This window comes from Streptomyces sp. NBC_01549, assembly GCF_026339955.1.
Lineage (GTDB): Bacteria > Actinomycetota > Actinomycetes > Streptomycetales > Streptomycetaceae > Streptomyces.
The window spans coordinates 3633756-3656391 of sequence record NZ_JAPEPW010000001.1 but is presented as its reverse complement, the minus strand read 5'-3'; the positions used below and the strand labels follow the sequence as shown (position 1 = coordinate 3656391).

Here is a 22636-nt window from a genome sequence, read left to right as displayed (position 1 = left end):
AAGTGCGTACCGTCGACGGCCGCGTGGCCGGACGGCGAGGGCAGGCGACCAGGCAGAAACTGCTCGACTGCCTCAGTGAAATGCTCAGCTCGTCGCCGTACCGGGACGTCAAAGTCATTGATGTCGCCCGGAAAGCGGGCACGTCTCCGGCGACTTTCTACCAGTACTTTCCGGACGTCGAAGGCGCCGTTCTGGAGATCGCCGAGCAAATGGCCGCGGAGGGCGCCGGGTTGACCGAGCTCCTCGAGGGGCGCTCCTGGGTCGGCAAGGCCGGCTGGGCGACCGCCCAGGAACTCGTGGACGGTTTCCTGGAGTTCTGGCGGAAGAACGAAGCGATTCTGCGCGTGGTCGATCTGGGCGCCGCCGAGGGCGACAAGCGCTTCTACAAGCTCCGTATGAAGATTCTCAACTCGGTGAACAACTCGCTCGCGGACTCGGTCTCCGAGCTCCAGTCCAAGGGCAAGGTCGACAAGGACGTGAACCCCGCGGCGATCGCCGGTTCGCTCGTCGCGATGCTCGCCGCGGTGGCCTCGCACCAGAAGGGCTTCCAGACCTGGGGCGTCAAGCAGGCCGAACTCAAGCCGAACCTGGCGCTGTTGGTGCACCTCGGGGTCACCGGGAAGAAGCCGACCAAGTAGCGCGACCGTACCTGCTGGGGTCCCCGTTCGGCCCACGTCCTGTCATGCGGGCGGCAGTTCACTCCGGACATCCCTCCGGTGGACTGCCGCCCGCTGCGCTATGCGGAGCGCCGCACGATCCTCAGCAGCCGGATCTCACGGTCGATCCGCGCCTGGTACGTGGCGTACGGCGGCCAGAACGCCAGCACCGCCTTCCAGGCCGCGTCCCGCTCCTCCCCCTCCAGCAGCCGGGCCGTCACGGGGATGTCCTCGCCCTGCCAGCTGATGACGGCGTCCGGATGGGCCAGGAGGTTGGCGGTCCAGGCCGGGTGATCGGCACGCCCGAAGTTGGACCCGACAAGGATCCAGCTGCCCGTCCCCGCTGCCCCCTTCTCCGGCCCTTCGGGCATACAGGCCAGTGGCGTACGCCGCTCCAGCCCGCTGCGTGCGCCCCGCACGGTCAGCACGATCCCGGGCAGCAGCTGCGCGCTGAGCAGCACCTTGCCCCGCGTCAGCCGGTGCACCGCGCGGTCCAGGGCCGGGATGAGGTGCGGGGCGACCCGGGCGAAGGCCCGCGTCGAGGACACCCTCTGCACACTGCGCACGACGGCTCGTGACCGGATTCCCGGCGCCATCAGACCGCCACCTCCACTCCGTCGAAGAGCCGCGCGGCGTCGGCGGCGTACGCCCGCAGCCGGTGCACGGGCCCGAAGAGCAGTTCGTCGCCGGCCGCGCGCTTGAAGTACAGCTGGGCCTCGTGCTCCCAGGTGAAGCCGATGCCGCCGTGCAGCTGGATCGCCTCGGCGGCGGCGGTCCGCAACGCCTCCAGGCCCTGGGCGAGCGCGAGCCCGCCGACCCGCTCGCCCCCGGCCCCCGCCGCCCAGGCGGCGTAGTACGCGGCGGACCGCGCCGCCTGCACCCGTACGTACACGTCCGCGAGCCGATGCTTCACCGCCTGGAAGGACCCGATCGCCCGCCCGAACTGCTCCCGCTGCCGCACATAGGCGACGGTCCGCTCCAGCGCCCGGACGGCGGCGCCGACGGCTTCGACGGCGAGCACGGCGGCGGCGCCGTCCCCGACGGAGGCGAGCGCGCCGAGCACGTCGCCGTCCTCCTCGCCCAGCAACTCGGCCCGCACCTGACGCAGTTGCACCCGTCCCTGCGCCCGTGTCTCATCCAGCGACGTCTGCCGCATCCGTACGAGCCCGCGGGCGTCCCCCGTCACGAGGAAGATCCGCGTCCGGGGCCGGGCGAACCCTCCGGTGTGCGCGGCGACCAGCAGGAGCTCCGCGCTGTGCCCGTCGAGGACCTGTTCCACCTCCCCGTAGAGGCGCCAGCCGCCTTCCCCGCCCCGCCGGGCCTGTACGCCCCCGGCCCGGCCGCCGCCCGCCCAGTCCCCGCCGTTGTCGCCGACCAGACCGAGCGCGGTGGGCAGCCCGGCGCCCGGCACCGCGAGGGCGGCGGTCAGCTCGCCCGCCGCGATTCTGGGCAGCAGCTCCGCGCGCTGGGCGTGGGTGCCGAGGGCGAGGATCAGCGGGGCCGCGAGGGCGGCCGTGGCGAGCAGCGGCGAGGGCGCGAGGGCCCGCCCCGACTCCTCGCAGGCGAGGGCGAGGTCGGCGAACGAACAGCCGACCCCGCCGTACGCCGTGGGGAGGGCGAGCCCCGGCAGCCCGAGCTGCTGCGCGAGCGCCTCCCAGAGCCCGGTGTCGTATCCGGCCCCGGTGCGCACGGCCGAGCGCACCTCCTCCGGGCCGCAGCGCTTGAGCAGGAGTTCCCGCAGGGTGCGGCGGATCTCGTCCTGTTCGGCGGTGAAACGGGCGTCCATGGTCAGGCCCCTTCTCCCGATCTGACGGTCCGTCACATTAGCGCCGGGGAGTGCGGATGCCCAGAGCCGCGACGACCTCCCGCGAGGCGCCGTATCTGATGTACCGTCAGATCCATGACTCCGGGGAAGCGCAAGGTCGCCGTCGTGGGTGTCTCCCTCTCGGACTGCGGTCGCGTGGACGACGCGACGCCCTACGCCCTGCACGCCCAGGCCGCCCGCCGCGCGCTGGCGGACGCGGGGATGGACCGCTCACTGGTCGACGGGTTCGCGTCGGCGGGCCTCGGCACCCTGCCGCCGGCCGAGGTGGCCGAGTACCTCGGCCTGCGCCCCACCTGGGTCGACTCCACCGCCGTCGGCGGCTCCACCTGGGAGGTCATGGCGGCGCACGCGACGGACGCGATCGCGGCGGGCCACGCCGAAGCCGTCCTCCTGGTCTACGGCTCGACCGCCCGCGCCGACATCAAGGCGGGCCGCCGCACCGGCGACCTCTCCTTCGGCGCCCTGGGCCCTCTCCAGTTCGAGGTCCCGTACGGCCACACACTCATCGCCAAGTACGCGATGGCCGCGCGCCGCCACATGCACGCGTACGGCACGACGCTCGAACAGCTCGCGTCGGTGGCCGTCCAGGCGCGGGCGAACGCGGCACTGAACCCGGACGCGATGTTCCGCACCCCGATCACCACCGACGACGTCCTGTCCGGCCCGATGATCGCCGACCCCTTCACGAAGCTGCACTGCTGCCTGCGCTCCGACGGCGGCGCGGCGGTGCTGCTGGCGGCCGAGGAGTACGTACGCGACTGCCGTACGGCCCCGGTGTGGATCCTCGGCACCGGCGAGCACGTCTCGCACACGACGATGTCCGAGTGGCCGGACTTCACCGTCTCCCCCGCGGCGGTCAGCGGACGCCTCGCCTTCGAGCGGGCGGGGGTGCGGCCCGACGAGATCGACGTGGCCGAGATCTACGACGCCTTCACCTACATGACCCTCGTGACCCTGGAGGACCTGGGCTTCTGTGCGAAGGGTGAGGGCGGGGAGTTCGTGCAGAAGGGGCGCTTGACGGTGGGCGGGGAACTGCCGGTGAACACGGACGGGGGCGGGCTCTCGGCCCAGCACCCGGGGATGCGCGGACTGTTCCTCCTGGTGGAGGCCGTACGGCAGCTGCGCGGGGAGGCCGGGCAGCGGCAGGTGAGGAAGGCGGGCGGACGCCTCCCGGAGCTGGCGGTGGCCTCCGGCACGGGCGGGTGGTTCTGCTCGTCGGGGACGGTGGTGCTGGGGCGGTAGGGGACGGGCGCCAGGGATACGGAAGGTCAGGGCAGAACGGTGACAGGAGCCGTGTCGTTGGCCGGGATCGGGTCGCGGCGGCCGGTGGACGGCTGGGTGTCCTGGAGGGCCACGGTGCCCTGCCCCGGCCCGTCGAGGCTCAGGGTGAACTCGAAGTCACGGGTCTCGCCGGGGTCGAGTTGGCCCACGAGGCAGCTGTACGCGGGGCCGTCGGAGTCGCAGTACGGCTCGTACGCGTCCTCGTCGATGGCCTCCATGGGTTCTTCCAGCACGGTGCCGGGCGGCGGCGTGAACAGCAGCTTCGTACCGCCGCCGGGGATGCCGGGCCCGTTGTTGCGGACCCTGAGCCGTAGCGAGCGCTTCGTGCCGGGGCTGCCCCGCAGTTCGACGCCGAAGACCTCGTAGTCGGCGTGGGTGTCCAGACGCACGTCGGTGTACACGTCTCCCTCGGCGAACGTGCCGCCGGTGCCTTCGCCGCCGTGCACGGCCTCGGCGGTCAGGGGCGGGCCGTCACCGGGGTCACCGCCCGGCGGCACCACGATGTACTGTCCGGGCCCCGAGTCCAGCGGCCAGGCCTCCTGACTGAAGGAGCCGTACATCCGCGTCTTCGACGCGCGCAGGCGCAGGGCCGGGTGCAGGACGACGGAACCGCCCGGCGGGACACGCAGGTCGGGAAACCGGCAGACGGCCGTGCGCCCGTGATGCTGAGGCGGGTAACGGCAGTTGGCGTACCGCTGCCGGAAGTCCAGGTCCCCGGAGCCGAGTTCGAGGGCGAGCCCCTTCACCGACACCTCGCCGTCATTGCGGACGACGACCGGTACGGTCACGTCGGCGCCCGGGCGCACGTCCTTGATGACCTTGAGAGTGCGCACCTTCACCACGGGCTCGCCGACCACGACCCGGGTACGGGTGGTGAGCGTCTTCCCGTCCTTCGTGGTGAACGTGAAGCGCACGATGCCGGTGTCGCCGGGCCTGCTGCCCTCGGCGGCGACCGGGTACACACGGTCCAGGTCCGACCAGCTGTCGTAGGCACCGCTGACGTCACAGACGGCACGCGCGGTGTCGTTGAGGCACCGGGTCCCGCCCTTGCGCAGGCCGACCGCCTTCAGCCGTACGACGCCCTCGGACCCGCGCACGTCGACGGTCAGCCGGTGATCCTGCGTGCCGTAGCGACTGGTCGCCTTGACGTCCTCGGCCTGCAGATGGAACGGCATCTTGGCCTTGGGCCCGGATTTGTCACCGACGGGGCGCAGATAGAAGACCTCGGGGGCGGAGATCCAGGACTCGGGGTCCTCCGCGAGGGGGCCGCAGGCGGCGAGGGGGAGCAGGAGGGCGCCGCTGAGAGCGACGCCCGCCAAGCGCCTCAACGGACGGTACGGAGGAAGGCCGTCCAGGTCGTGGGGGTGACGGCGAGGGTGGGGCCGGTGAGGTTCTTCGAGTCGCGGATGTGGACGGTGGTGGGGGCGGTGGCTATTTCGAGGCACTCGCCACCCTCGTTCGTGCTGTAGCTCGACTTGAACCAGGCGAGTTCGGTCGTGTTCACAGTTGCCCCGCTTTCTTTGCGATGAGTTCTGCGGACTCCCACGGCGTCAGGGCCTGGGCCCGCAGCATGCCGAACAGATCGAACAGTCCGTTGACTTGCTCGGGCTTGGAGATCAACGTACTGCCTGCCTGGGACTCGATGAAGACCAGATTGCGGCCGTCCTCCGTGCTCATCAACTGCATCGGCCCCTGCAACCCGGCGTGCGTGTGCCGCTTGTTCGGCATGACCTGCACCGTCAGATGGTTCAGCGTCCTCATGCACTCCAGCAGATGAAGTAACTGCTCCTTCAGTACCGTCGGACCACCGAACTCTCGCTCCAGAGCCGCCTCCTCGACGACGAAGCCGAGTCGGGGTGGCGGAGTACGACTCAGCACCACCTGCCGTTCGAGTCGAGCCTGGACATGGCGCTCGATCTCCTCCTCCGCGTAGGCAGGTACGCGGGACACGTACAAGGCTCGCGTGTACGCCTCTGTCTGGAACAACCCGGGGACGACCATCACCTCGTACCCGCTGATGATCTGAGCCAGCCGCTGAAGCCGCACCCAGTCCACATACTTCGGCGGGTACTTCTCCTCCTCGATCATCTCGATGCACGCGACGAGCGCACCCCGCGCATCCAGACCCTTGTCCGCGTCCTTGAGGAACTCGATCGGCGGGATCCGTTCGGCCCTCTCGTACGCACCGAAGATCGACTCGGAGACGAGCAGCAGCTCACCGGCCTCCTTCTGCGTAAGCCCCCGCACCCCCCGCTGAATGCGCAACAGCTCCCCCACCAACCTGCGCCCCACGGACGCCCCACCATTGGCCCCCACAACAACCACCATCCTCCCCACAACCGCCAATGTGGACCGTGTTCATCTGGTCACGCTACGCAACCGCCGCCAAGCTCATAGTCATGACGAACAAACTCACCCCGAATTGGGTCCCAAGGTCAGGGCTTCAACTACGCCTCGCCGGGGTCCACTTCGACGCCGTCCGCGTGTGCGGCGTACACGGGGAAGCCGTGCTGCACCACCTCGTCGAGCTCACCGACGGTCACCCCGGACCGGTCGTCAGGGAAACCAGCGGCTGCCGGTGGACGTACTTCCTGCTCGCGCCCGGGGAGGGCGCGGAGCACGACTGGCCGCCCGGCGCCCGCCGGTTCACCCGCTCGGCGCACGACGAGTACGTGGGCGTACCCGCGCCGGAGGGGAACACGTACCCCCTGAGCTGGGGGCACGGCGCACCGGAGGTGGGTGAGTTCGTGGACGCGGAGCTGCTGCACGGGGTGCTCATGGCGCAGCTTTGTCGGACCTCCGAGTGATACTTGGGGCATGGGAACGGATCTTCACGAGCTGCTCAGGTCACTGCGGGTGTGGGACGTAGAGCTGCCCTCCTTCGACCCGGCATCCACACCCGCCGAACCACTCCCCTTGTTCACGGAGTGGTTCGCGGACGCGGTCGCGGCGGGGCAGAGCGAACCGCACACGATGTCGCTGGCGACGGCGGACGAGGACGGGCTGCCCGACGTCCGGATCGTGATGCTGCACGGCGCGGACGCGGACGGCTGGGCCTTCGCGAGCCATGTCACCAGCCGCAAGGGCCGCCAGCTGGCCGCGCGCCCGTACGCGGCTCTGGGGTTCTACTGGCCCGCCCAGGGCCGTCAGATCCGGCTGCGGGGGCCGGTCGAGGTCGCCCTGGCCGAGGAGGGGCAGGCGGATCTGCACGCCCGTTCGACGGAGGCGCTGGCCGCCGCGCTCGTGGGCGGACAGAGTGAAGTGCTGGGTTCCGTAGCGGAGTTGGGGCGGGTCTCGGACGAGGCCTGGGACCGCGCTCAGCGCGAGCCCGACGCCCCGGCCCCGACGTGGACCCTCTACCGCCTCCGGCCGGAAGAGGTGGAGTTCTTCCAGGGTGACGCGAGGCGTCGGCACGTACGGCTCGTCTACCGCCGCACGGAACCTTCTCCGGAGGGCGGTGGCTGGCGCAAGGAGCTGCTCTGGCCCTGAGACTCGGGACCGGTCAGGTGGGCCTGGGCGCATTTGCGGAAGGCCGTCACGAGGCGGCTTCGGTCGTCGGCGCGGGTCGCGAGCACGACGTGGCTCGGTTCGACGCCGTGCAGGGGGACCGTGGTGAGGTCGGGGCGGACTCTGTCGACGCGCGGGTCGGCCGGGACGATGGCCACGGCCTGCCCGGAGGCGATGAATTCGAACTTGTCCTCCAGGGCCTCGATGAGCGGACCGTCGGGCGCCCGGCTGCCGTCGGGGCGGGGGTCGATGCGCCAGAACGCGTTCCAGGACGAGTCGGACACCCGGGGCAGGGGTTCGTCGGCGATGTCGTCGAGGGTGACGGATTCCTTGCCGGCCAGGCGGTGGTCGAAGGGGACGAGGAGCACGCGGGGCTCGTCGTAGAGGATCGTGACGTGGAGCTGGTCGGTCCGCATCGGGAGGCGGGTCACCGCCACGTCCACCCGGTGCTCGACCAGGGCCGCGTGGGCGTCGTTCCAGACGAGGTGCTGGGCGACCACCTCGGCGTCCGGGTGCAGCCGGCGCATCTCGCGCACCGCCGGGGTGACGATGAGGCCGGAGGTGTAGCCGATGGTGACACGGCTGGGCTGGGCGGCGGCCCGGGTGCGCGCCGCCGCCTGAGTGGCCGAGCGCAGCAGCGCCTTGGCCTGGGGCAGGAAGACCTCGCCGGCCTCGGTGAGCCGACTGCCCTGCGGGGTGCGGTCCAGCAGACGCGCGCCGAGCTGCTGTTCGAGGCGGCGGATCTGCCGGCTCAGGGACGGCTGGGCGATGCGCAGGACGGTGGCGGCACGGCCGAAGTGCCGGTGCTCGGCGACGACCGTGAAGTACCGCACGAGGCGCAGATCGAGGTCCACCGGAGGCGGCGACGAGTCGGACGTCATGCCTTCATGCTATCGCCCGCACTCATGGACTGACAGCACACTTCCGGCCTTGACCTGCCGTGATACCTGAAACGTATGCACCGTTTCGAAACAGGTCGCGCCCCGGTCGGCCCGGCCCTCGTCGAGGACTTCGAAGAGGGCCGCTACTTCACGAAATCGTAGACGGCGAAGTCGGCGACGGGGCGGTATCCGATGCGCTGGTAGAGGCCGTTGCTGGTCGGGTTGGCGAGGTCGGTGAAGAGGAGCACCTCGTCCGCTCCGGCGGCCAGCGCGGCCCTGCTGACCTCGGCTGTGGCTGCCCCCGCGTAGCCGCGTCCGCGCAGGGGCGCCGGGGTGTAGACGGGGGCGACCCGGATCTGCCCGGCGATCAGGGGGGTCGCTCCGGCCATGGCCACCGGCGTACCGTCCGGCGTCTCCCAGAGCGTGACACCGCCGTACGCGATGCGGCTCTCGGCCCAGCGGTCCTGGTCCTGCCTCTCGTTCTGCCCGAAGATCCCGGCGAACTCGGTGTACCAGCGCGCGACGAGCGCGTGGTCGCCCTCACCGGCCACGCGGGCGCGGCCGGGCGGGACGGGCGTCGGCGGCGTGAGCGTACCGAGCCGGTACAGCCGTTCGCTTCTCCTGAGCTGGGCCCGCGAGCCGGCGTGGCGTTCCCAGGCGGCGGCGAACTCCGCGGCCGTGTCCACCGGACCGCCGACGCCCGGGAACGAGTACCCCTCGCCCGCGAGCCGCCCGGCCAGCGCGTCGATGTCCTCCGCCGGGAGGTCGGTGAGGTTGAGCTGGTACGGCGGAGTGTGGAACAGCACGGCCGACACACCACCGACCCCGTCGACATGGCCGTCCACGTCCGCCAGCCGCCCGAAGAACGGCGCCTCCTGCCCGTACACGTCCGGCCCTCGTCTGCGCAGCGCGTCGGTCACGGACAGCGCCACGGTGTGCGCCGCGGGCCGCGAGCGCAGGAAATCCCCCGCGCTCGTGAGGAATTCGTCCAGATCGTGGGTGAACACCCAGCCGTGCGCGTCACGAGTCATGCAGGGCATGATCCCGCTCACGGCATGCCCGGCGCTCCGATTTTCCGGGCGTCCGGCGAGGCCTACAGTCTTACGCCCGGCAGCGTCGGCTCCGGGTCCGTCGCGATCCGTGCGTGCAGGTGGACGTCCCGGAACGCGTCGTGCCGCCCCGACTCGAACATCGCCTCGCGCAGCGTCCCCTCGTACGGGAACCCGCACCGCTCGGCGATCCGGCAGGAAGCGTCGTGGCCGAGGGCGTGGCCGAGTTCGATGCGGTGCAGACGGACGGCGCCGAAGGCGTAGCGGGCCGCCAGGGCGAGGGCGCGGGTGGCGACCTGGTGGCCGCGGGCCTCCGGAAGGACCCAGTAGCCGACGATGCCGACGCGTATGACGTGGTTGATGTCGTTGACGCCTATGTGACCGAGGATCGTGCCGGTGGCGGCGTCCGTGACGCAGAAGGCGACGGCGGTGCCGTCGGCGACGGCCTCGGCGCGCGAGCGGAGCGAGTCGCGGGCGCTGTCCAGATCCCGGACGACCTTGACGGGGGTGTTCCAGCGCTGGAACTCCGGGTCGGTCAGCCCGCGCAGCCAGGTCGCGACATCGGCCTCGGATTCCGGGTCCCAGGGGCGCAGCCGCAGACCGTGGCCCTCGATCACGGGGAAAGGGTGGGCGGGAGACTTCTCGTGAACGTCGGACATCCGGCCATTATTCACAGGGGCCGGAACACGGGCACCCCAGCCCGGAAAGCAACCTCAAGCCCCATCCCGATCCGCAGCGCGTCGCCCTCGCACTCCACCACCTCGGTCATCATCCGCGGCCCTTCCGCGAGGTCGACGACCGCGGCGACGTACGGCACCCGCTCGCCGAACGGCGGGAGGTCGTTGCGGTGCACGACGGACCAGGTGTAGAGCGTGGCGTGCCCGCTCGCGGGCCGCCAGCGCACGTCCTCGCTCCAGCAGTACGGACAGAACTCGCGGGGGTAGTGGTGGGCCCGGTCGCAGCCGGCGCAGTGGCGGATCAGCAGCCGCCCCTCCGCCGCCGCGTCCCAGTACGGCCGGGTGAAGGCGTCGACTTCGGGCACATCGAAACGCGCCGCGCCCGACGCACGCTCCCCGCTCACGAGAACAGCCCGATCGCGCTGTCCAGCGACCATGTCTGCCAACCCATCCCGAAGAAGGCGACGACCGAGATCAGCGCCATCATCGCGTTCTGCCCCTGCTCGGCCCAGTCGTGGATCATGAGCGTGAAGTACAGGATGTTGAGGAGCAGCCCGCCGACCAGCGCGATCGGCGTCAGGAACCCGGCCACCAGTCCCAGCCCGAGGGCCAGTTCCGCGTACACCACGACGTACGCCATCGTCCGCGGCCGGGGCGCGACCACGACGTCGAAGCCGGAACGCACCGCGGTCCACCGGTGCTTGCCCGCGACGTCCGCCGCCCACGCGATCCCGGTCCCCCGCTCGAACCAGCCCTTCTTGTCCTTGTGCCGCCAACTCTCCAGCCACCACAGCCCGAGCCCGATCCGCAGCACGGCCAGCCACTCCGCCCCGCCGAGCCAGATCGTGTCCATGGCAGTCCACGCCCCCTTCGATATCTGACGGTACGTCAGTTCAGCGCACGAAGAGCGCCCGCGCAAGAGGCGTACGCCACCCTCCCCTCCCGTTCGCCCCTCTTCACCCGTCCTCACCCCTCATCGCCCCTGACCGCTCATCACCACCCTTCGAACACAACCAAGTGACCTACGCCACCGGCCCCACCCACTCCTCCTACAGTCGTGATCAGTTCGCAACCGATTCCGGGCTTGACCGAGACCTATCAAGTGACGACGTGATTACGCTCGCGCTCATGGCCGACTCGACTGCTTCCCCGACACCCCGCCCGGTGCCGTCCCACACAGACCGCCCCGTGTACGTGATCGGCGGCGGTCCCGGAGGGCTCGCCGCGGCGTACGCGCTGCGCGCCCAGGGCGTACGGGCCGTCGTTCTGGAGAAGTCCGACCAGGTCGGAGCGTCCTGGCGGGGCCACTACGACCGGCTGCACCTGCACACGACCCGCCGGCTGTCCGGACTGCCCGGCCTCGCGATGCCGCGCTCCTTTGGGCGGTGGGTCTCGCGCGACAACGTGGTGCGCTACCTGGAGAAGTACGCCGAGCACCACCAGCTGGAGATCGTCACGGGCGTCGAGGTCTCCCGCGTCGAGCCCGCCCCGGGCGGCGAGGGCTGGCTGCTGCACGCCACCGGCGGCCGCGAGCTGACCGGCAGCGCCGTGGTCGTCGCCACCGGCCACAACCACACCCCGCGCCTGCCCGACTGGCCCGGCCGCGACGCGTACACCGGTGAGCTCCTGCACGCCGGGGACTACCGCAACCCCGCCCCCTACGCCGGCCGCGACGTCCTCGTCGTCGGCATCGGCAACACGGGCGCCGAGATCGCCGTGGACCTGGTCGAGGGCGGCGCCTCCCGGGTACGGCTCGCCGTGCGCACCGCGCCGCACATCGTGCGCCGCTCCACGGCCGGCTGGGCCGCCCAGTTCACCGGGATCCTCGTACGACGGCTGCCGGTGCGCCTCGTCGACGCCCTCGCCGGGCCGATGGCCAAGATCAGCGTGCCGGACCTGTCGGCGCAGGGGCTGCCCCGCCCCGAGACCGGCCTCTACTCCCGCGTCAACGAAGGTTCCATCCCCGTCCAGGACGTCGGCCTCATCAACGCCGTCCGCAAGGGACGGGTCGAGATCGTGGCCGCGGTGGAGGGTTTCGAGGAGGACAAGGTCGTCCTCGCCGACGGGAAGCGGATCGACCCGGACGTCGTGATCGCCGCGACGGGATACGTACGCGCCCTGGAGGGCATCGTCGGCCACCTCGCCGTCCTCGACGGGCGGGGCCGCCCGATCGTGCACGGTGCCCGCACCCCGAAGAAGGCACCCGACCTCTACTTCACCGGCTTCACCAACCCCATCAGCGGCATGTTCCGCGAACTCGCCCTCGACGCGGAGAAGATCGCGAAGGCGGTAGCGAGGACCGCGGCCAAGGCGGAGAGGGCGGCGGAGAAGGCGGCGCAGAAGGCCGCCTCGAAATCGGGGTCTAAGAAGGGGCCGAAAAGCGGGGCGAAGACGGAAGCGCGCGACACGGGAGCCACCCGCGCCGCGCGCTGAGTCACCATCACTGGGCGTTACTGGGCGTTACTGGGCCACCGTCAGTTGACGGCGAGCACTGCCGTGTTGTTCGTGGTGTCCGGGTCGAAGGCGAAGTCGCCGAACTCGGGATGGATGCTGACCTCACCGGTCGTGCCGGGCACCGCCGCGTCGATCCGCAGCTGGAAGGCGTAGGTGCGCTCGGTGCTCTCGGACACCCAGTAGGGCAGAGCGCAGTCGTAGCGCGGGGCGCCCGTCCGCTGCCCGTAGTACCCGCCTGTGAGGGTGTGCGGGACGCAGTCCGCGGGGACGCCGGTGACCGTCGTACCGGTCGGGACGATCAGCCTGACCTTGGCGGCCGGGTCGCCGGAGCCGAGGTTCGCGAACCAGGCCGGACCGTTGTTCTTGAAGGTGAGCGGGGCGGTCACCGTCTGGCCCGCCGTACCGGCGACCGCGGCGCCGGTCACCGAGAAGTCCGCAGTGTTGTCCGTGCCGATCTGCAGCGCCGCGTAGTTGTCGCGGCTCGCCAGGTCGGTCGCGCCGTCGGCCGGGTCGACACTGATGTCCAGCCGGTCGTTCAGCGCGTGCCGCGCGATCGCCAGCTCCAGCGGCGCGGGCAGCTCGAAGGAGTCCCCGGGGGCGAGCACCTGGTCGAACGTGCAGGTCGCGTCCGTCATCGGCGCGTAATCGTCACCGCCCGACCGCGTGTAGGTGCAGGCGTCGTACTTGTTCAAGAAGTCCAGCCCGTACGAGGCCGTCATCTTCACCTTGACGCCGTGCGCGCTCTCGTTGCCCTTGTTGATCAGCTCGAAGGGGATCGTTTCGGTGCCGCCCGGCTGCGCGTGCTCGACGTCGGCCATGGGGGTCAGGGAGAGGTCGGGACCCGAGGCGACCATGAAGTCGGTCTCGAAGCTGTCCTCGGGCGCGGTGAGCGTGCCGTCGGGGCCGCCGGTCGCCGTCGCCGCGTAGGTGATCCTGCCCTGCGCCCCGGTCTGCGCACCGTCGGCCGCGCGGATCCCGAGGTGGATCTGCCGGCTGTAGCCGGACCCGATCACGGGCACGTCCGGCACGCTGCACACCGCGGTCGCACCGCTTGGTGCGCAGTTGTCCGGCCAGGTCACCTCGCCGACCCCGGCCAGCCCGGAGGCGTCGACGGTCACATGCCGTCGGTCACCGTGAAGTGGTCGTTGTCGTGGTAGATCCCCACGTCGACCGTCCGGCTCTGCGGCGCGCCGCCGTCCGTGCCGAGCGGCAGGGTCTGCTCGGAGGGTGCGTCGACCCACAGCTGATCGGACTCGGTGTCGGCCAGCGCGGGGGCGGCGGTGAGCCCCACGGTGACGAGTCCGGCCGCGAGCGTCGTACAGGCTCCGAGCCGCAGCGCGCGGCCGAAGGAGACAGGTCTCATGACATCCCCAGGAGTGAGAAGAAAAGTGAGGAGAAGGAGAGAAGCGGTGGCTTGGCCGGCGTAAGCCGACAGGGCCATGTCATAGACGATCAAAGGGAGTTGATGGTTGTGCGGCACTCCCACGGGTTCCGGCCCCGCGTGCGGCGGGTACGATCCGGATCCCCGCCGCCCAGCCTTTTGCTTGCACGACGGTTCCTGACGCGGCGTCAGTTAAGTAATCTGACACTGCGTCAGTTAATTGGCTGTCACACAGGAGCGGGCGGACCGATGCTTGGATCAACCCACGGCACCCTCACCACCGACTCCCGCCGGGCCCGCGTCATCGCCTGCGGCGAGCAGCCCTCACCCGTCGTGCACGGCCGCCCGGCCGACGTCGACGACCTGGACGTCAGCGGCCGTCCGCTGTACGCCGACGTACCTGATCTGGACCGCTTCTTCCGTCCCGAGTCCGTGGCCGTCGTCGGCGCCTCGGACGCCGAGGGCCGGCCGAACACCGGCATCACCCGGCAGCTGATCGCCTGGGCCGAGCGGGTCGGGGCCCGACTGCACCCCGTGCACCCCACCCGTCGGTCCGTCTTCGGCATCCCCTGCTCCCCCTCCCTCGCCGACCTGCCCGAACAGGTCGATCTGGCCGTGCTCCTCGTCGGCGACCCGCTCCCCGTGATCGGGGAACTGGGCGAGGCCAAGGTGAAGTTCGCCGTCGCCTTCGCCTCCGGGTTCGCCGAGACCGGAGCCGAGGGCGCCGCCGCGCAGGCCCGGCTCGCCGCCGCCGTCCGCCGCTCCGGCCTCCGCCTCCTCGGGCCCAACACCAACCTCAACGCCTTCGAGAAGTTCCGCGACGATCTCGACGGTCCCGCGATCGCCCTCATCACCCAGTCCGGCCACCAGGGCCGCCCGGTGTTCGCGATGCAGGAGCTGGGCGTACGGCTCTCCCACTGGGCGCCCACTGGCAACGAGGCCGACCTCGAGACCGCCGACTTCATCTCCTACTTCTCCGAGCAGCCGCAGATCGGCGCGATCGCCTGCTACGTCGAGGGGCTGAAGGACGGCCGCTCCTTTCTGCTCGCCGCCGACCGCGCCGCCCGCCGCGGAGTGCCCGTCGTCGCCGTCAAGGTCGGCCGCACCGAGACCGGCGCCCGCACCGCCGCCTCACACACCGGCAAGCTGACCGGCGCCGACACGGTGGTGGACGCGGCGATGCGGCAGTACGGCGTGATCCGCGTCGACGGGCTCGACGAACTCCAGGACACCGCCGCCCTGCTGGCCCGCGCCGGCGCCCCACGGGCCGAAGGGGTCGTCGTCTATTCGATCTCGGGCGGCACGGGCGCGCACTTCGCCGACCTGGCGACGGCGGCGGGGCTGCCCCTGCCCGGTCTCTCCGCCGCCAAGCAGGCCGAGCTGCACCAGTGGATACCCGAGTACCTGAGCGTGACCAATCCCGTCGACAACGGCGGGCACCCGGTCGGCGACTGGCGCGGGCGGAAGATCATCGACGCGATCCTCGCCGACCCGGAGGTCGGGGTACTGATCTGTCCGATCACCGGGCCCTTTCCTCCCATGAGCGACAAGCTCGCGCAGGACCTGGTGGACGCGGCGGAACAGACGGACAAGCTGGTGTGCGTGGTGTGGGGCTCGCCGGTCGGCACCGAGGCCGCGTACCGCGAGACACTGCTCGGCTCGTCGAAGGTCGCCACCTTCCGGACCTTCTCCAACTGCATCACGGCCGTGCGCGCCTACCTGGACCACCACCGGTTCGTCGCCGCCTACCGCTCCCCCTTCGACGAGGCGCCCCGCACCCCCTCCCCGTCCTTCCGCAAGACGCAGGCCCTGATGCGGCCGGGGCAGCAGCTGAGCGAGCACGCGGCGAAGCAGCTGCTGCGCGCCTATGGGATCCGGGTGCCGCGCGAGCAGCTGGTGACCAGCGCGGCGGCGGCCGTGCGCGCGGCGAGCCTCGTCGGCTACCCCGTGGTCATGAAGGCGTCCGGAGCCCAGATCGCCCACAAGACCGAACTGGGCCTGGTGAAGATCGGACTGACCTCCGCCAGCCAGGTCAGGGACGCCTACCGCGAGCTCACCGACATCGCGCGCTACGAGGGGATCTCGCTCGACGGGGTGCTGGTGTGCCAGATGGTGGAGCGGGGCGTGGAAATGGTCGTGGGCGTCACGCACGACCAGCTCTTCGGGCCGACCGTGACCGTCGGGCTGGGCGGCGTGCTCGTCGAGGTGCTGCGGGACGCGGCCGTCCGCGTGCCGCCGTTCGGCGAGGACCAGGCGCGGGGCATGCTCGGCGAGCTGCGCGGGCGGGCCCTTCTGGAGGGTGTGCGCGGGGGACCGCCGGTGGATGTGGACGCGCTGGTCGAGGTCGTCCTGCGCGTACAGCGGATGGCGCTGGAACTCGGGGACGACATCGCCGAGCTCGACATCAACCCGCTGATGGTGCTGCCCAGGGGGCAGGGAGCGGTGGCGCTGGACGCGCTGGTCGTCTGCCGCTGAGTCCCGGCGCACCAGCGCCCGTGCCGTCGCCCGGCCCCGCCGCACCATCCCCCGTAAAAACCGGAGCATCCCCATGACGTCCTCCCCCGAAGACTCCGCCAATCCCGCCGAACCGGTCGAACCCGCCGGTCCGCTCGAACCCACAGGTCCGATCGAACCCGCCGATCCCGTTGACTCATTGGTACTGCACGCCACTGACAATCACGTCTCGTGGATCACCCTCAACCGCCCCGAAACCCTCAACGCCATCACCCCTGACCAGCGAGAACGCCTCATTCGGCACTTCTCCCACGCCTCCTTTGACCCGGACGTACGGGCCGTCGTGATCACGGCGACCGGACGTGGTTTCTGCACGGGCGCGGACCTGCGCGGAGGGCCGTCGGCCGGGGAGCCGTCGGCCGGGGAGCCACCGGCCGGGGAGCGAGTGGCCGGTGACGTGGCCCGCACGATCCGGCTCGGCGCCCAGCGCCTGATCGGCGCGGTCCTCGACTGCGAGAAACCCGTGATCGCGGCGGTCAACGGCACCGCGGCCGGCCTCGGCGCCCACCTCGCCCTCGCCTGCGACCTCGTACTCGCCGCCGATTCCGCCAAGTTCATCGAGGTGTTCGTGCGCCGCGGCCTGGTCCCCGACGGCGGCGGCGCGTATCTGCTGCCCCGTCTCATCGGCCCCCAGCGCGCCAAGGAGCTGATGTTCTTCGGCGACGCGCTGACGGCCGCGGAGGCGGCACGGCTCGGGCTGGTCAACAGGGTCGTACCGGCCGACGATCTGGAGAAGACCGCCCGCGACTGGGCCGAGCGGCTGGCCACCGGCCCGACCCGCGCCCTCGCCCTCACCAAACAGCTGGTCAACGCCTCCCTCGACACCGACCGCAGCACCGCCTTCGCCGCCGAAGCCGCCGCCCAGGAGATCAACATGACCACGGCCGACGCACAGGAGGGTGTCGCGAGCTTCGTCGAACGCCGCACCCCGCGCTACCGGGGCCGCTGAGTCAGTCCCGCGTCAGTCTGCGCAGATCCCCCGAGTCGGGGTCACCGAACAGGACGTACAGCTCGGGCTCGTCTTCGCTCCCCCCGATGGTCCAGAAGGTGGCGTCCCCGCACCCGGGGACGGTGACGACCACGCCGTCCCGCGCCCCCGGGCCGTTCTCGGAGTAGTGGTCGTGGACGCCGTCCGTGTCGAGGAACCAGGTGCCGGTCCCGCCGCACACCGCGAATTCCGTGGTGACCGGATCGTGGTCACCGGGTTCGGCCGCCACCTTGGTGAGACCGGCCCGCCCGCCGGTGCCGAGCCGCAGTACGGCCCCGTGGCCGCCCCGCCAGACTCCGGCGAGTTGACCGGAGGAGAGCTTCGGGGGCTCGTACTCCTTGATGAGGCCGGTGGACTGCGCCACCGTGCCCGCGACGACAACCACCACGCTCACGCCGATCGAGCCGAGCGCCGAGCCCAGCCAGATCCGTCGGCCGCGCGGTGCGCGCCCCGTCCTGCGCGTACGCCCTCGCACGTATGCGACGCCGAGCGCGGGCAGCACCCCGAACCCCACGATCCACAGGGCCCCGACGAGGAACAGCCAGCCGCCGAGCGCGGCACCGACCGCCGACCAGACCACTGCGAGCACACCGACGAACACCAGGTGCCAGACCCACTCCGGGCCGCCCGCGCGCCGCATCGTCAGGCGGGCGAGCGTCGCGGCCGGCATCGTGTGCACGGCCGCGTGCAGCCGGCCCAGGACCCAGAGGAGCAGCGGCGCGAAGAGGAGCAGGCAGGCCAGGCCGAAGGCACTGTCGTACCCCGCGCCGTACGGATCGTCGTCGTTCAGCGTCCCGAGCCAGGACAACGCAGCGACCACCGGGAGCTGCGCCGCACAGACCGCCACGGCGGCGTTCAGATCGGCGTCCGCCCACTTCAGCCCCGCGCGCCCCGGCTTGCGCGCCGCGTCCGCCCACCCCATGGGCGCGAAGATACGCGCAGGCCGGACCGGTAGTCCCCACCGGGCTCGTGCCGGCCCCCGCCCCTTCCCATCTGACACCCCGTCAGCTTCAATGGGTGATGTGATGGGACACGCAGGGATGGCGGCAGCCGCCGTCCGTTACCTCAGGTCGGCCGGGGCCTCCACCGTCGCGGGGCCCGTCGAGGCGCTGCCGCGGCCGGAGTTGCGCGCGGTGGGGGACGATGAGCGGGCGCCGGTCGATCAGACCGTGTTCCGGCGGGTGCTGGGGAACTTCGCGACGGGTGTCACCGTCATCACCGCACCGGGCGTCGACGGCGAGGCGGGGGTCGCGGGACCGGCCGGCTTCGCCTGCCAGTCGTTCGCGTCGCTCTCGCTCGACCCTCCCCTGATCTGCTTCATGGTGGGGCGTACGTCGACGACCTGGCCGCGGATCGCCCGCGCGGGCGTGTTCTGTGTGAACGTACTGGGGGCGCACCAGGGCGAGTTGTGCCGCGGGTTCGCCGTGAGCGGGGCGGACAAGTTCGCCGGGGTCGTGTACGACGCGGCGCCCGTTTCCGGTTCGCCGCGTCTCGCGGGCGCCGCGGCCTGGGTCGACTGCACGATCCACGCGGTGCACACCGGCGGGGACCATCTGATCGTGGTGGGCCGGGTGAACGCGCTCGGCGCAAACGACGGTGACGACGGCATCGCACCGCTGTTGTTCCACAAAGGGCGGTTCCTCTAGTAGGGCTTTGTTAGGTCCTGTGGTGGGGTTCGGGTGTGGGGGCGGGGTGGCCGCATATCGAGCAGGCGCCGGTCCAGGTGGCCAGGATCTTCTGTAACGCGCGCAGAACCGCGTAGAGGGTCAGGCCGGCGCAGGGACTTTTGGGTCGAGGCGGAGCATGGTGCAGAAGGCCTGGGCGAGGGCGGCCAGGGTCACGTGCCGGTGCCAGCCGAGGTAGCTGCGGCCTTCGAAGTGGTCCAGGCCGAGGCCGTCCTTGAGCTCACGGTAGTCGTGCTCGACCCGCCAGCGGATCTTGGCGATACGGACGAGTTCGCGTAGCGGGGTGCCGGCGGGCAGGGTGGAGAGCCAGTAGTCGGTGGGCTCGGCGGCGCCGGGTGGCCATTCGGCCAGCAGCCAGCACTCGGGCAGACTGCCGTCCAGGTCACGGGGGATGTCGCGGTTGGCCGGGCGCACGCGCATGGCCACGAAGCGCGAGCGCATGTCGGCCCGTGGGTTGCGCGGACCGCTCTTGGTGCCCTGGCGCCAGGTGACGGTGCGGGCGGCGCCCCGCCCGGCGGCCAGGACGAGGTCACGCAGGGTGCTGTGCGGCATCGGGTAGGCGGGCCGGGGCGGGCGGCCGCGGCCGCTGTAGGGCGGACGCTCGGGCAACGCCTCACCGGGGTAGGCGGTGGTGGTTCCTTTGACGGCGACCGCGTAGGCGAGACCGCGTTCGGTCAGGCCCAGGCGGAAGCCGGTGGCATCGCCGTAACCGGCATCGGCGACCACCGGCAGACCGGGCAGTTCCCACTGGCCGCGGACCTCGTCGAGCATCTCCAGCGCCTGGCGCCACTTCTCCTTGTGGCGGACCTGGTCGGGGATGCCCGCCCGCTGGCGGCGTCGGCGGATCGCCTCGGCCAGCAGCGGGTCGTCCCCGGATGCGGCGTCGTCCCAGCTGTCGGGGATGAACAGCCGCCAGTTGACGGCCGCTGAGGCGTGGTCGCTGACCAAGTTGACACTGACCGCTATCTGGCAGTTTCCGCGCTTGCCCAAGGCGCCGCAGTACATCCGGGCCACCCCAGGGGAGTCGTACCCGTCCTTTGGGAAGCCCGTGTCGTCGATCGCATACGCCTCCGGGGTGATGTGCGCCGCTGCCCACCGCGAGACCCGGCGCCGCACCTCGACGTAGTCCCAGGTGGAGGAGGAGATGAACTGCTGCAGCTGCTGGTGGTCCACGCCCAGACGCTCGGCCATCGGCTGCATCGACTTGCGCTTGCCGTCCAGCATCAGCCCACGCACGTACAGCTCGCCCTTGGCCCGCTGGTCCCGGCGTTTCACCGTGCCGAGCATCTCGGCTGCGAACGCCTCCAAGCGGGGGCGGATCTCGTCCATCTCCTCAGGTGTCACACCTGACAGGACATCACGAGACTACCTCGGAACGATCAACCAGGGTACGTAACAAAGCCCTACTAGTGCCGCGGCAGGCAACAATGCGTGGTCACCTCTGTGGTGGAGAAGCGTCTGGGCGCTCTACCTGTCGCTGCCGGGTTTCTGTGCGGGCTTGATGTGGCTTCGCGGGCATGTCGAGCAGATGGGCTCCAAAAAAGCCGGGGCAGTAGGCAGCCGGCGTGTGCGGACGGTGCGGGCGCGGCTTCGACGCGCTGGTAGAGGAGCGCAGTTGCCCTGTCGGCCTCGAACGGCGGGCGGCCGACCAGCAGCTGGCAGAGCACACAGCCCGGCCGAAGGGGCCGTGTGCCGTCGCGCTCGTGTCACCCGAGCCCGGTCCGCCGCAGCGCCGTCGCGGAGATTGCCTGGTGCGCCTCCATCGCCGCTTCGGCCCGCTCCGCCTCTCCCATCGCGGCCAGGGCGTTGGTGGCGGAGTTGAAGCGCTCCATGGAGGTGGGATGGTCGGGGCCCAGGACGTACTCCTTCAGGGTACGGCGGTCGAGGACCATCGGGTCGGTGTGCGGAGCGCGGACCGAGTCGAGGATCTCCGGGAGGCGGGTGCACTCGCGGTCGAGGAGGTAGGCGCCGCCCGCAGTGGTGTAGGCAGCCCGGAACTCGTGGTCGGGCAGGTCGCGCGCGTTGGTGAGGACGTACGGCTTGAGGCTGGCCACGAAGTCGGCGACCACCGATGAGACGTCGCTGATGAGGATGTCCGCCTGGTTGAAGCACTCGTAGAGGTTCGGCAGTTGATTGAGGATCACGTTGTGGCAGACAGCGCCCTGGCTCTCCCAGAAGATCCGGTGCCACTCGGCGCGCAGTTCCTGCCACTCGGCCGCCCCGGCGCGGTCGGGAACCCGGGCCTCGCGCATCTGCTCGGCGTCGTCGCCGCCGTGTCGGCCGGCCAGTTCGTCGAGGCGGGCCTGGATCTCCCGCAGCCGGGGCCGTACGGCGGCGACCGCGGCCTCCACCTCCGCGGGGTCGCGCCGCTCGTTGTCGGCACGCAGCAGCTCGCGGATCGCCTTGTCGGCGGCCGCCGCCTCGGCCGAGCGCTTGCCGGTGAGCGGGTGCGGCTTGTAGACGATCCGTACGTTCTCCGTCAGGAGCTTCTCGATGAGGGGCACGCCCATCGGGATCAGAGAGGTGTGGCAGTCGTCGTCGCTCCAGCCCTCCCAGGTGGGCGCGTAGAGGACGACGGGCAGAGGGCCGGGGACGTGCTCGGCGTGCAGGCGGATCGGGGACAGCTGCGGGCGGCCCACCTCCACGATCGCGCTGTCACTGATCGCGTGCCGCACCCGCTGGTAGCGGTCCCTGCCCGCGCGGCCGGCCACCCAGATCTCGTCGTACACCTTGCTGACCCGGTTGCTGCTGGCGAGCTTGTCGCTGTCGCCGTGCCCGATGAAGACGTGCTTGGCCTCGGCCACGCGGAGCATGTGAACGTTCTTGCCCGCGTTGCCGGGATACAACACGACCCGGACGCCGGACAGTTCGAGCTCGGCCAGGTCGTCGGCCTTCGGCACGCAGACCACCGGGATCCAGGTACGGCTCAGGTAGCGGAACGAGGCGCGCTCCCGAAGGATGATCACCGGGCGCAGGTCGAGCTGCTCGAGCGTCTCGATCCACATGTTGACCTGGTACATGAAGTCACGGGAGACGGCCGCGAAGCTGAAATAGAGCGCCACCTCCGGTCGATATCCCTCCAGTTGGCGGTTGACCTCGGCGAACACCTCGTCCCGTGCGGGCATCCGGCGCACCCTGCGGTACTGACCCAGCAGCGCGAGGACAGCCGCCACGGTCACACCGACGGTGAGCGCGAAGCCCGCGTAGGCCGGCTCCCAGGTGCCGGCGATGAGCGCGGCGAGGAGCCCGGCGTGGGCCGGCAGGTCCAGGTGGAGGAGCTTGCGCAAGTGGCGTCTGTACAGTACGGCGGGCGGCTGCTGCGGTATCGGCAGCTCGCTCAGGTCGAGGTTGCGCACCACCAGCGGCAGCACCCGGCGCCGGCGGATGGCGTGGTGCACCGCCGTGTACAGCATCATCATCGCGAAGTGACCGCTGAAGACGGCGAGGGCCGTGACCAGCACCACGCCCGGCGCGTCCATCTGGCTGGCCAGCGCGAGCAGCATCACCGTACGAACCGCGAACCGCATGGTGCGATCGAGATGCAGCGCCGCCAGCCGGCGCACGAAACTCGGAGCGCGTACATGCAGTACCTCGTCCACCACATACGTCACGGCCGCCGCCGCCGCGAAACCCCACGGGGACGGCAGCAGGGCGAAAACCGGCAGCGCGACGAAACCGACGCCGAGCAGGAGCACAAGGAGCAGGTCGATCACCCCGCGCACGCGTAGGACTCCACAC

At 71.1% G+C, this 22636-nt stretch carries 23 protein-coding genes; 8 read left to right on the top strand and 15 right to left on the bottom strand.

From position 1 onward, the window contains the following. Positions 1-2 precede the first annotated feature (2 nt). Complete coding sequence (locus OG819_RS16360) at positions 3-638, top strand: TetR family transcriptional regulator (RefSeq protein ID WP_266634422.1); 636 nt, start codon at positions 3-5, stop codon at positions 636-638. Positions 639-736: 98 nt separating this feature from the next. Here the strand turns inward: OG819_RS16360 and OG819_RS16355 are convergent, their stop codons facing one another. Beyond that, positions 737-1252, bottom strand: a complete 516-nt coding sequence (locus OG819_RS16355; RefSeq protein WP_266625620.1) for a nitroreductase family deazaflavin-dependent oxidoreductase — start codon at positions 1250-1252, stop codon at positions 737-739. Beyond that, positions 1252-2442: an acyl-CoA dehydrogenase family protein gene (locus OG819_RS16350; protein WP_266650071.1), complete on the bottom strand. Its 1191-nt coding sequence runs from the start codon at positions 2440-2442 to the stop codon at positions 1252-1254. The genes OG819_RS16355 and OG819_RS16350 overlap by 1 nt, the downstream gene beginning before the upstream one ends. A gap of 114 nt (positions 2443-2556) precedes the next feature. Between OG819_RS16350 and OG819_RS16345 the strand changes: the two genes are divergently transcribed. After that, positions 2557-3723, top strand: a complete 1167-nt coding sequence (locus OG819_RS16345; RefSeq protein WP_266650069.1) for an acetyl-CoA acetyltransferase — start codon at positions 2557-2559, stop codon at positions 3721-3723. 26 nt (positions 3724-3749) lie between these two features. Here OG819_RS16345 and OG819_RS16340 read toward each other — a convergent pair whose 3' ends face one another. Genes OG819_RS16340 through OG819_RS16330 form a run of 3 tightly spaced genes read right to left on the bottom strand, consistent with a single transcriptional unit; the run spans position 3750 to position 6054 of the window. Then, positions 3750-5081 carry a hypothetical protein gene (locus OG819_RS16340; protein WP_266650067.1) on the bottom strand — a complete coding sequence of 444 codons (1332 nt, stop codon included), beginning with the start codon at positions 5079-5081 and terminating at the stop codon, positions 3750-3752. Positions 5082-5086: 5 nt separating this feature from the next. Further along, positions 5087-5266: a DUF397 domain-containing protein gene (locus tag OG819_RS16335; RefSeq protein ID WP_266650065.1), complete on the bottom strand. Its 180-nt coding sequence runs from the start codon at positions 5264-5266 to the stop codon at positions 5087-5089. Beyond that, positions 5263-6054: a helix-turn-helix transcriptional regulator gene (locus OG819_RS16330; RefSeq protein ID WP_266650063.1), complete on the bottom strand. Its 792-nt coding sequence runs from the start codon at positions 6052-6054 to the stop codon at positions 5263-5265. The genes OG819_RS16335 and OG819_RS16330 overlap by 4 nt, the downstream gene beginning before the upstream one ends. A gap of 107 nt (positions 6055-6161) precedes the next feature. Here OG819_RS16330 and OG819_RS16325 point away from each other — a divergent pair, with 107 nt between their 5' ends. Further along, positions 6162-6569, top strand: a complete 408-nt coding sequence (locus OG819_RS16325; protein WP_266650061.1) for a hypothetical protein — start codon at positions 6162-6164, stop codon at positions 6567-6569. A 10-nt stretch (positions 6570-6579) separates the two neighbouring features. Continuing rightward, on the top strand, positions 6580-7251 hold the full coding sequence (locus OG819_RS16320) for a pyridoxal 5'-phosphate synthase (protein WP_266625630.1): 672 nt from the start codon (positions 6580-6582) through the stop codon (positions 7249-7251). Here the strand turns inward: OG819_RS16320 and OG819_RS16315 are convergent. From OG819_RS16315 to OG819_RS16295, 5 genes are all read right to left on the bottom strand, one after another. Beyond that, positions 7188-8150: a LysR substrate-binding domain-containing protein gene (locus OG819_RS16315; RefSeq protein WP_266650059.1), complete on the bottom strand. Its 963-nt coding sequence runs from the start codon at positions 8148-8150 to the stop codon at positions 7188-7190. The two genes, OG819_RS16320 and OG819_RS16315, sit on opposite strands and share 64 nt — an antisense overlap. Positions 8151-8293: 143 nt before the next feature. After that, complete coding sequence (locus tag OG819_RS16310; RefSeq protein ID WP_266625634.1) at positions 8294-9181, bottom strand: GNAT family N-acetyltransferase; 888 nt, start codon at positions 9179-9181, stop codon at positions 8294-8296. Positions 9182-9243: 62 nt separating this feature from the next. Further along, the gene (locus OG819_RS16305; RefSeq protein ID WP_266650057.1) at positions 9244-9858 is read right to left on the bottom strand and encodes a GNAT family N-acetyltransferase; all 615 of its coding nucleotides are present in this window, start codon (positions 9856-9858) and stop codon (positions 9244-9246) included. A gap of 11 nt (positions 9859-9869) precedes the next feature. Then, positions 9870-10280: a Zn-ribbon domain-containing OB-fold protein gene (locus OG819_RS16300; protein WP_266625638.1), complete on the bottom strand. Its 411-nt coding sequence runs from the start codon at positions 10278-10280 to the stop codon at positions 9870-9872. Continuing rightward, a complete protein-coding gene (locus OG819_RS16295) occupies positions 10277-10729 on the bottom strand; it encodes a DoxX family protein (RefSeq protein ID WP_266650055.1) in 453 nt (150 codons plus the stop codon). The genes OG819_RS16300 and OG819_RS16295 overlap by 4 nt, the downstream gene beginning before the upstream one ends. A gap of 275 nt (positions 10730-11004) precedes the next feature. Between OG819_RS16295 and OG819_RS16290 the strand changes: the two genes are divergently transcribed. Then, a complete protein-coding gene (locus OG819_RS16290; RefSeq protein WP_266650053.1) occupies positions 11005-12309 on the top strand; it encodes an NAD(P)/FAD-dependent oxidoreductase in 1305 nt (434 codons plus the stop codon). A gap of 41 nt (positions 12310-12350) precedes the next feature. Here OG819_RS16290 and OG819_RS16285 read toward each other — a convergent pair whose 3' ends face one another. Together OG819_RS16285 and OG819_RS16280 are read right to left on the bottom strand one after the other, a co-directional pair. Then, a complete protein-coding gene (locus OG819_RS16285) occupies positions 12351-13448 on the bottom strand; it encodes a hypothetical protein (protein WP_266650051.1) in 1098 nt (365 codons plus the stop codon). Further along, positions 13445-13693, bottom strand: coding sequence for a hypothetical protein (locus OG819_RS16280; RefSeq protein ID WP_266650049.1), 249 nt, complete (start codon positions 13691-13693; stop codon positions 13445-13447). The genes OG819_RS16285 and OG819_RS16280 overlap by 4 nt, the downstream gene beginning before the upstream one ends. Positions 13694-13960: 267 nt before the next feature. Here OG819_RS16280 and OG819_RS16275 point away from each other — a divergent pair, with 267 nt between their 5' ends. Together OG819_RS16275 and OG819_RS16270 are read left to right on the top strand one after the other, a co-directional pair. Beyond that, positions 13961-16186, top strand: coding sequence for an acetate--CoA ligase family protein (locus tag OG819_RS16275; RefSeq protein ID WP_266650047.1), 2226 nt, complete (start codon positions 13961-13963; stop codon positions 16184-16186). A gap of 73 nt (positions 16187-16259) precedes the next feature. Next, positions 16260-17174: an enoyl-CoA hydratase-related protein gene (locus OG819_RS16270; RefSeq protein ID WP_266650045.1), complete on the top strand. Its 915-nt coding sequence runs from the start codon at positions 16260-16262 to the stop codon at positions 17172-17174. Position 17175: 1 nt separating this feature from the next. Here the strand turns inward: OG819_RS16270 and OG819_RS16265 are convergent, their stop codons facing one another. After that, positions 17176-18135, bottom strand: a complete 960-nt coding sequence (locus tag OG819_RS16265; protein ID WP_266650043.1) for a hypothetical protein — start codon at positions 18133-18135, stop codon at positions 17176-17178. Positions 18136-18238: 103 nt separating this feature from the next. Between OG819_RS16265 and OG819_RS16260 the strand changes: the two genes are divergently transcribed. Further along, on the top strand, positions 18239-18859 hold the full coding sequence (locus tag OG819_RS16260; RefSeq protein ID WP_266650041.1) for a flavin reductase family protein: 621 nt from the start codon (positions 18239-18241) through the stop codon (positions 18857-18859). A 120-nt stretch (positions 18860-18979) separates the two neighbouring features. Here the strand turns inward: OG819_RS16260 and OG819_RS16255 are convergent, their stop codons facing one another. Together OG819_RS16255 and OG819_RS16250 are read right to left on the bottom strand one after the other, a co-directional pair. Further along, positions 18980-20227: an IS701 family transposase gene (locus tag OG819_RS16255; protein WP_266652542.1), complete on the bottom strand. Its 1248-nt coding sequence runs from the start codon at positions 20225-20227 to the stop codon at positions 18980-18982. Between the two features lie 377 nt (positions 20228-20604). Continuing rightward, complete coding sequence (locus tag OG819_RS16250) at positions 20605-22620, bottom strand: hypothetical protein (RefSeq protein WP_266650039.1); 2016 nt, start codon at positions 22618-22620, stop codon at positions 20605-20607. Between the last annotated feature and the right edge of the window lie 16 nt (positions 22621-22636).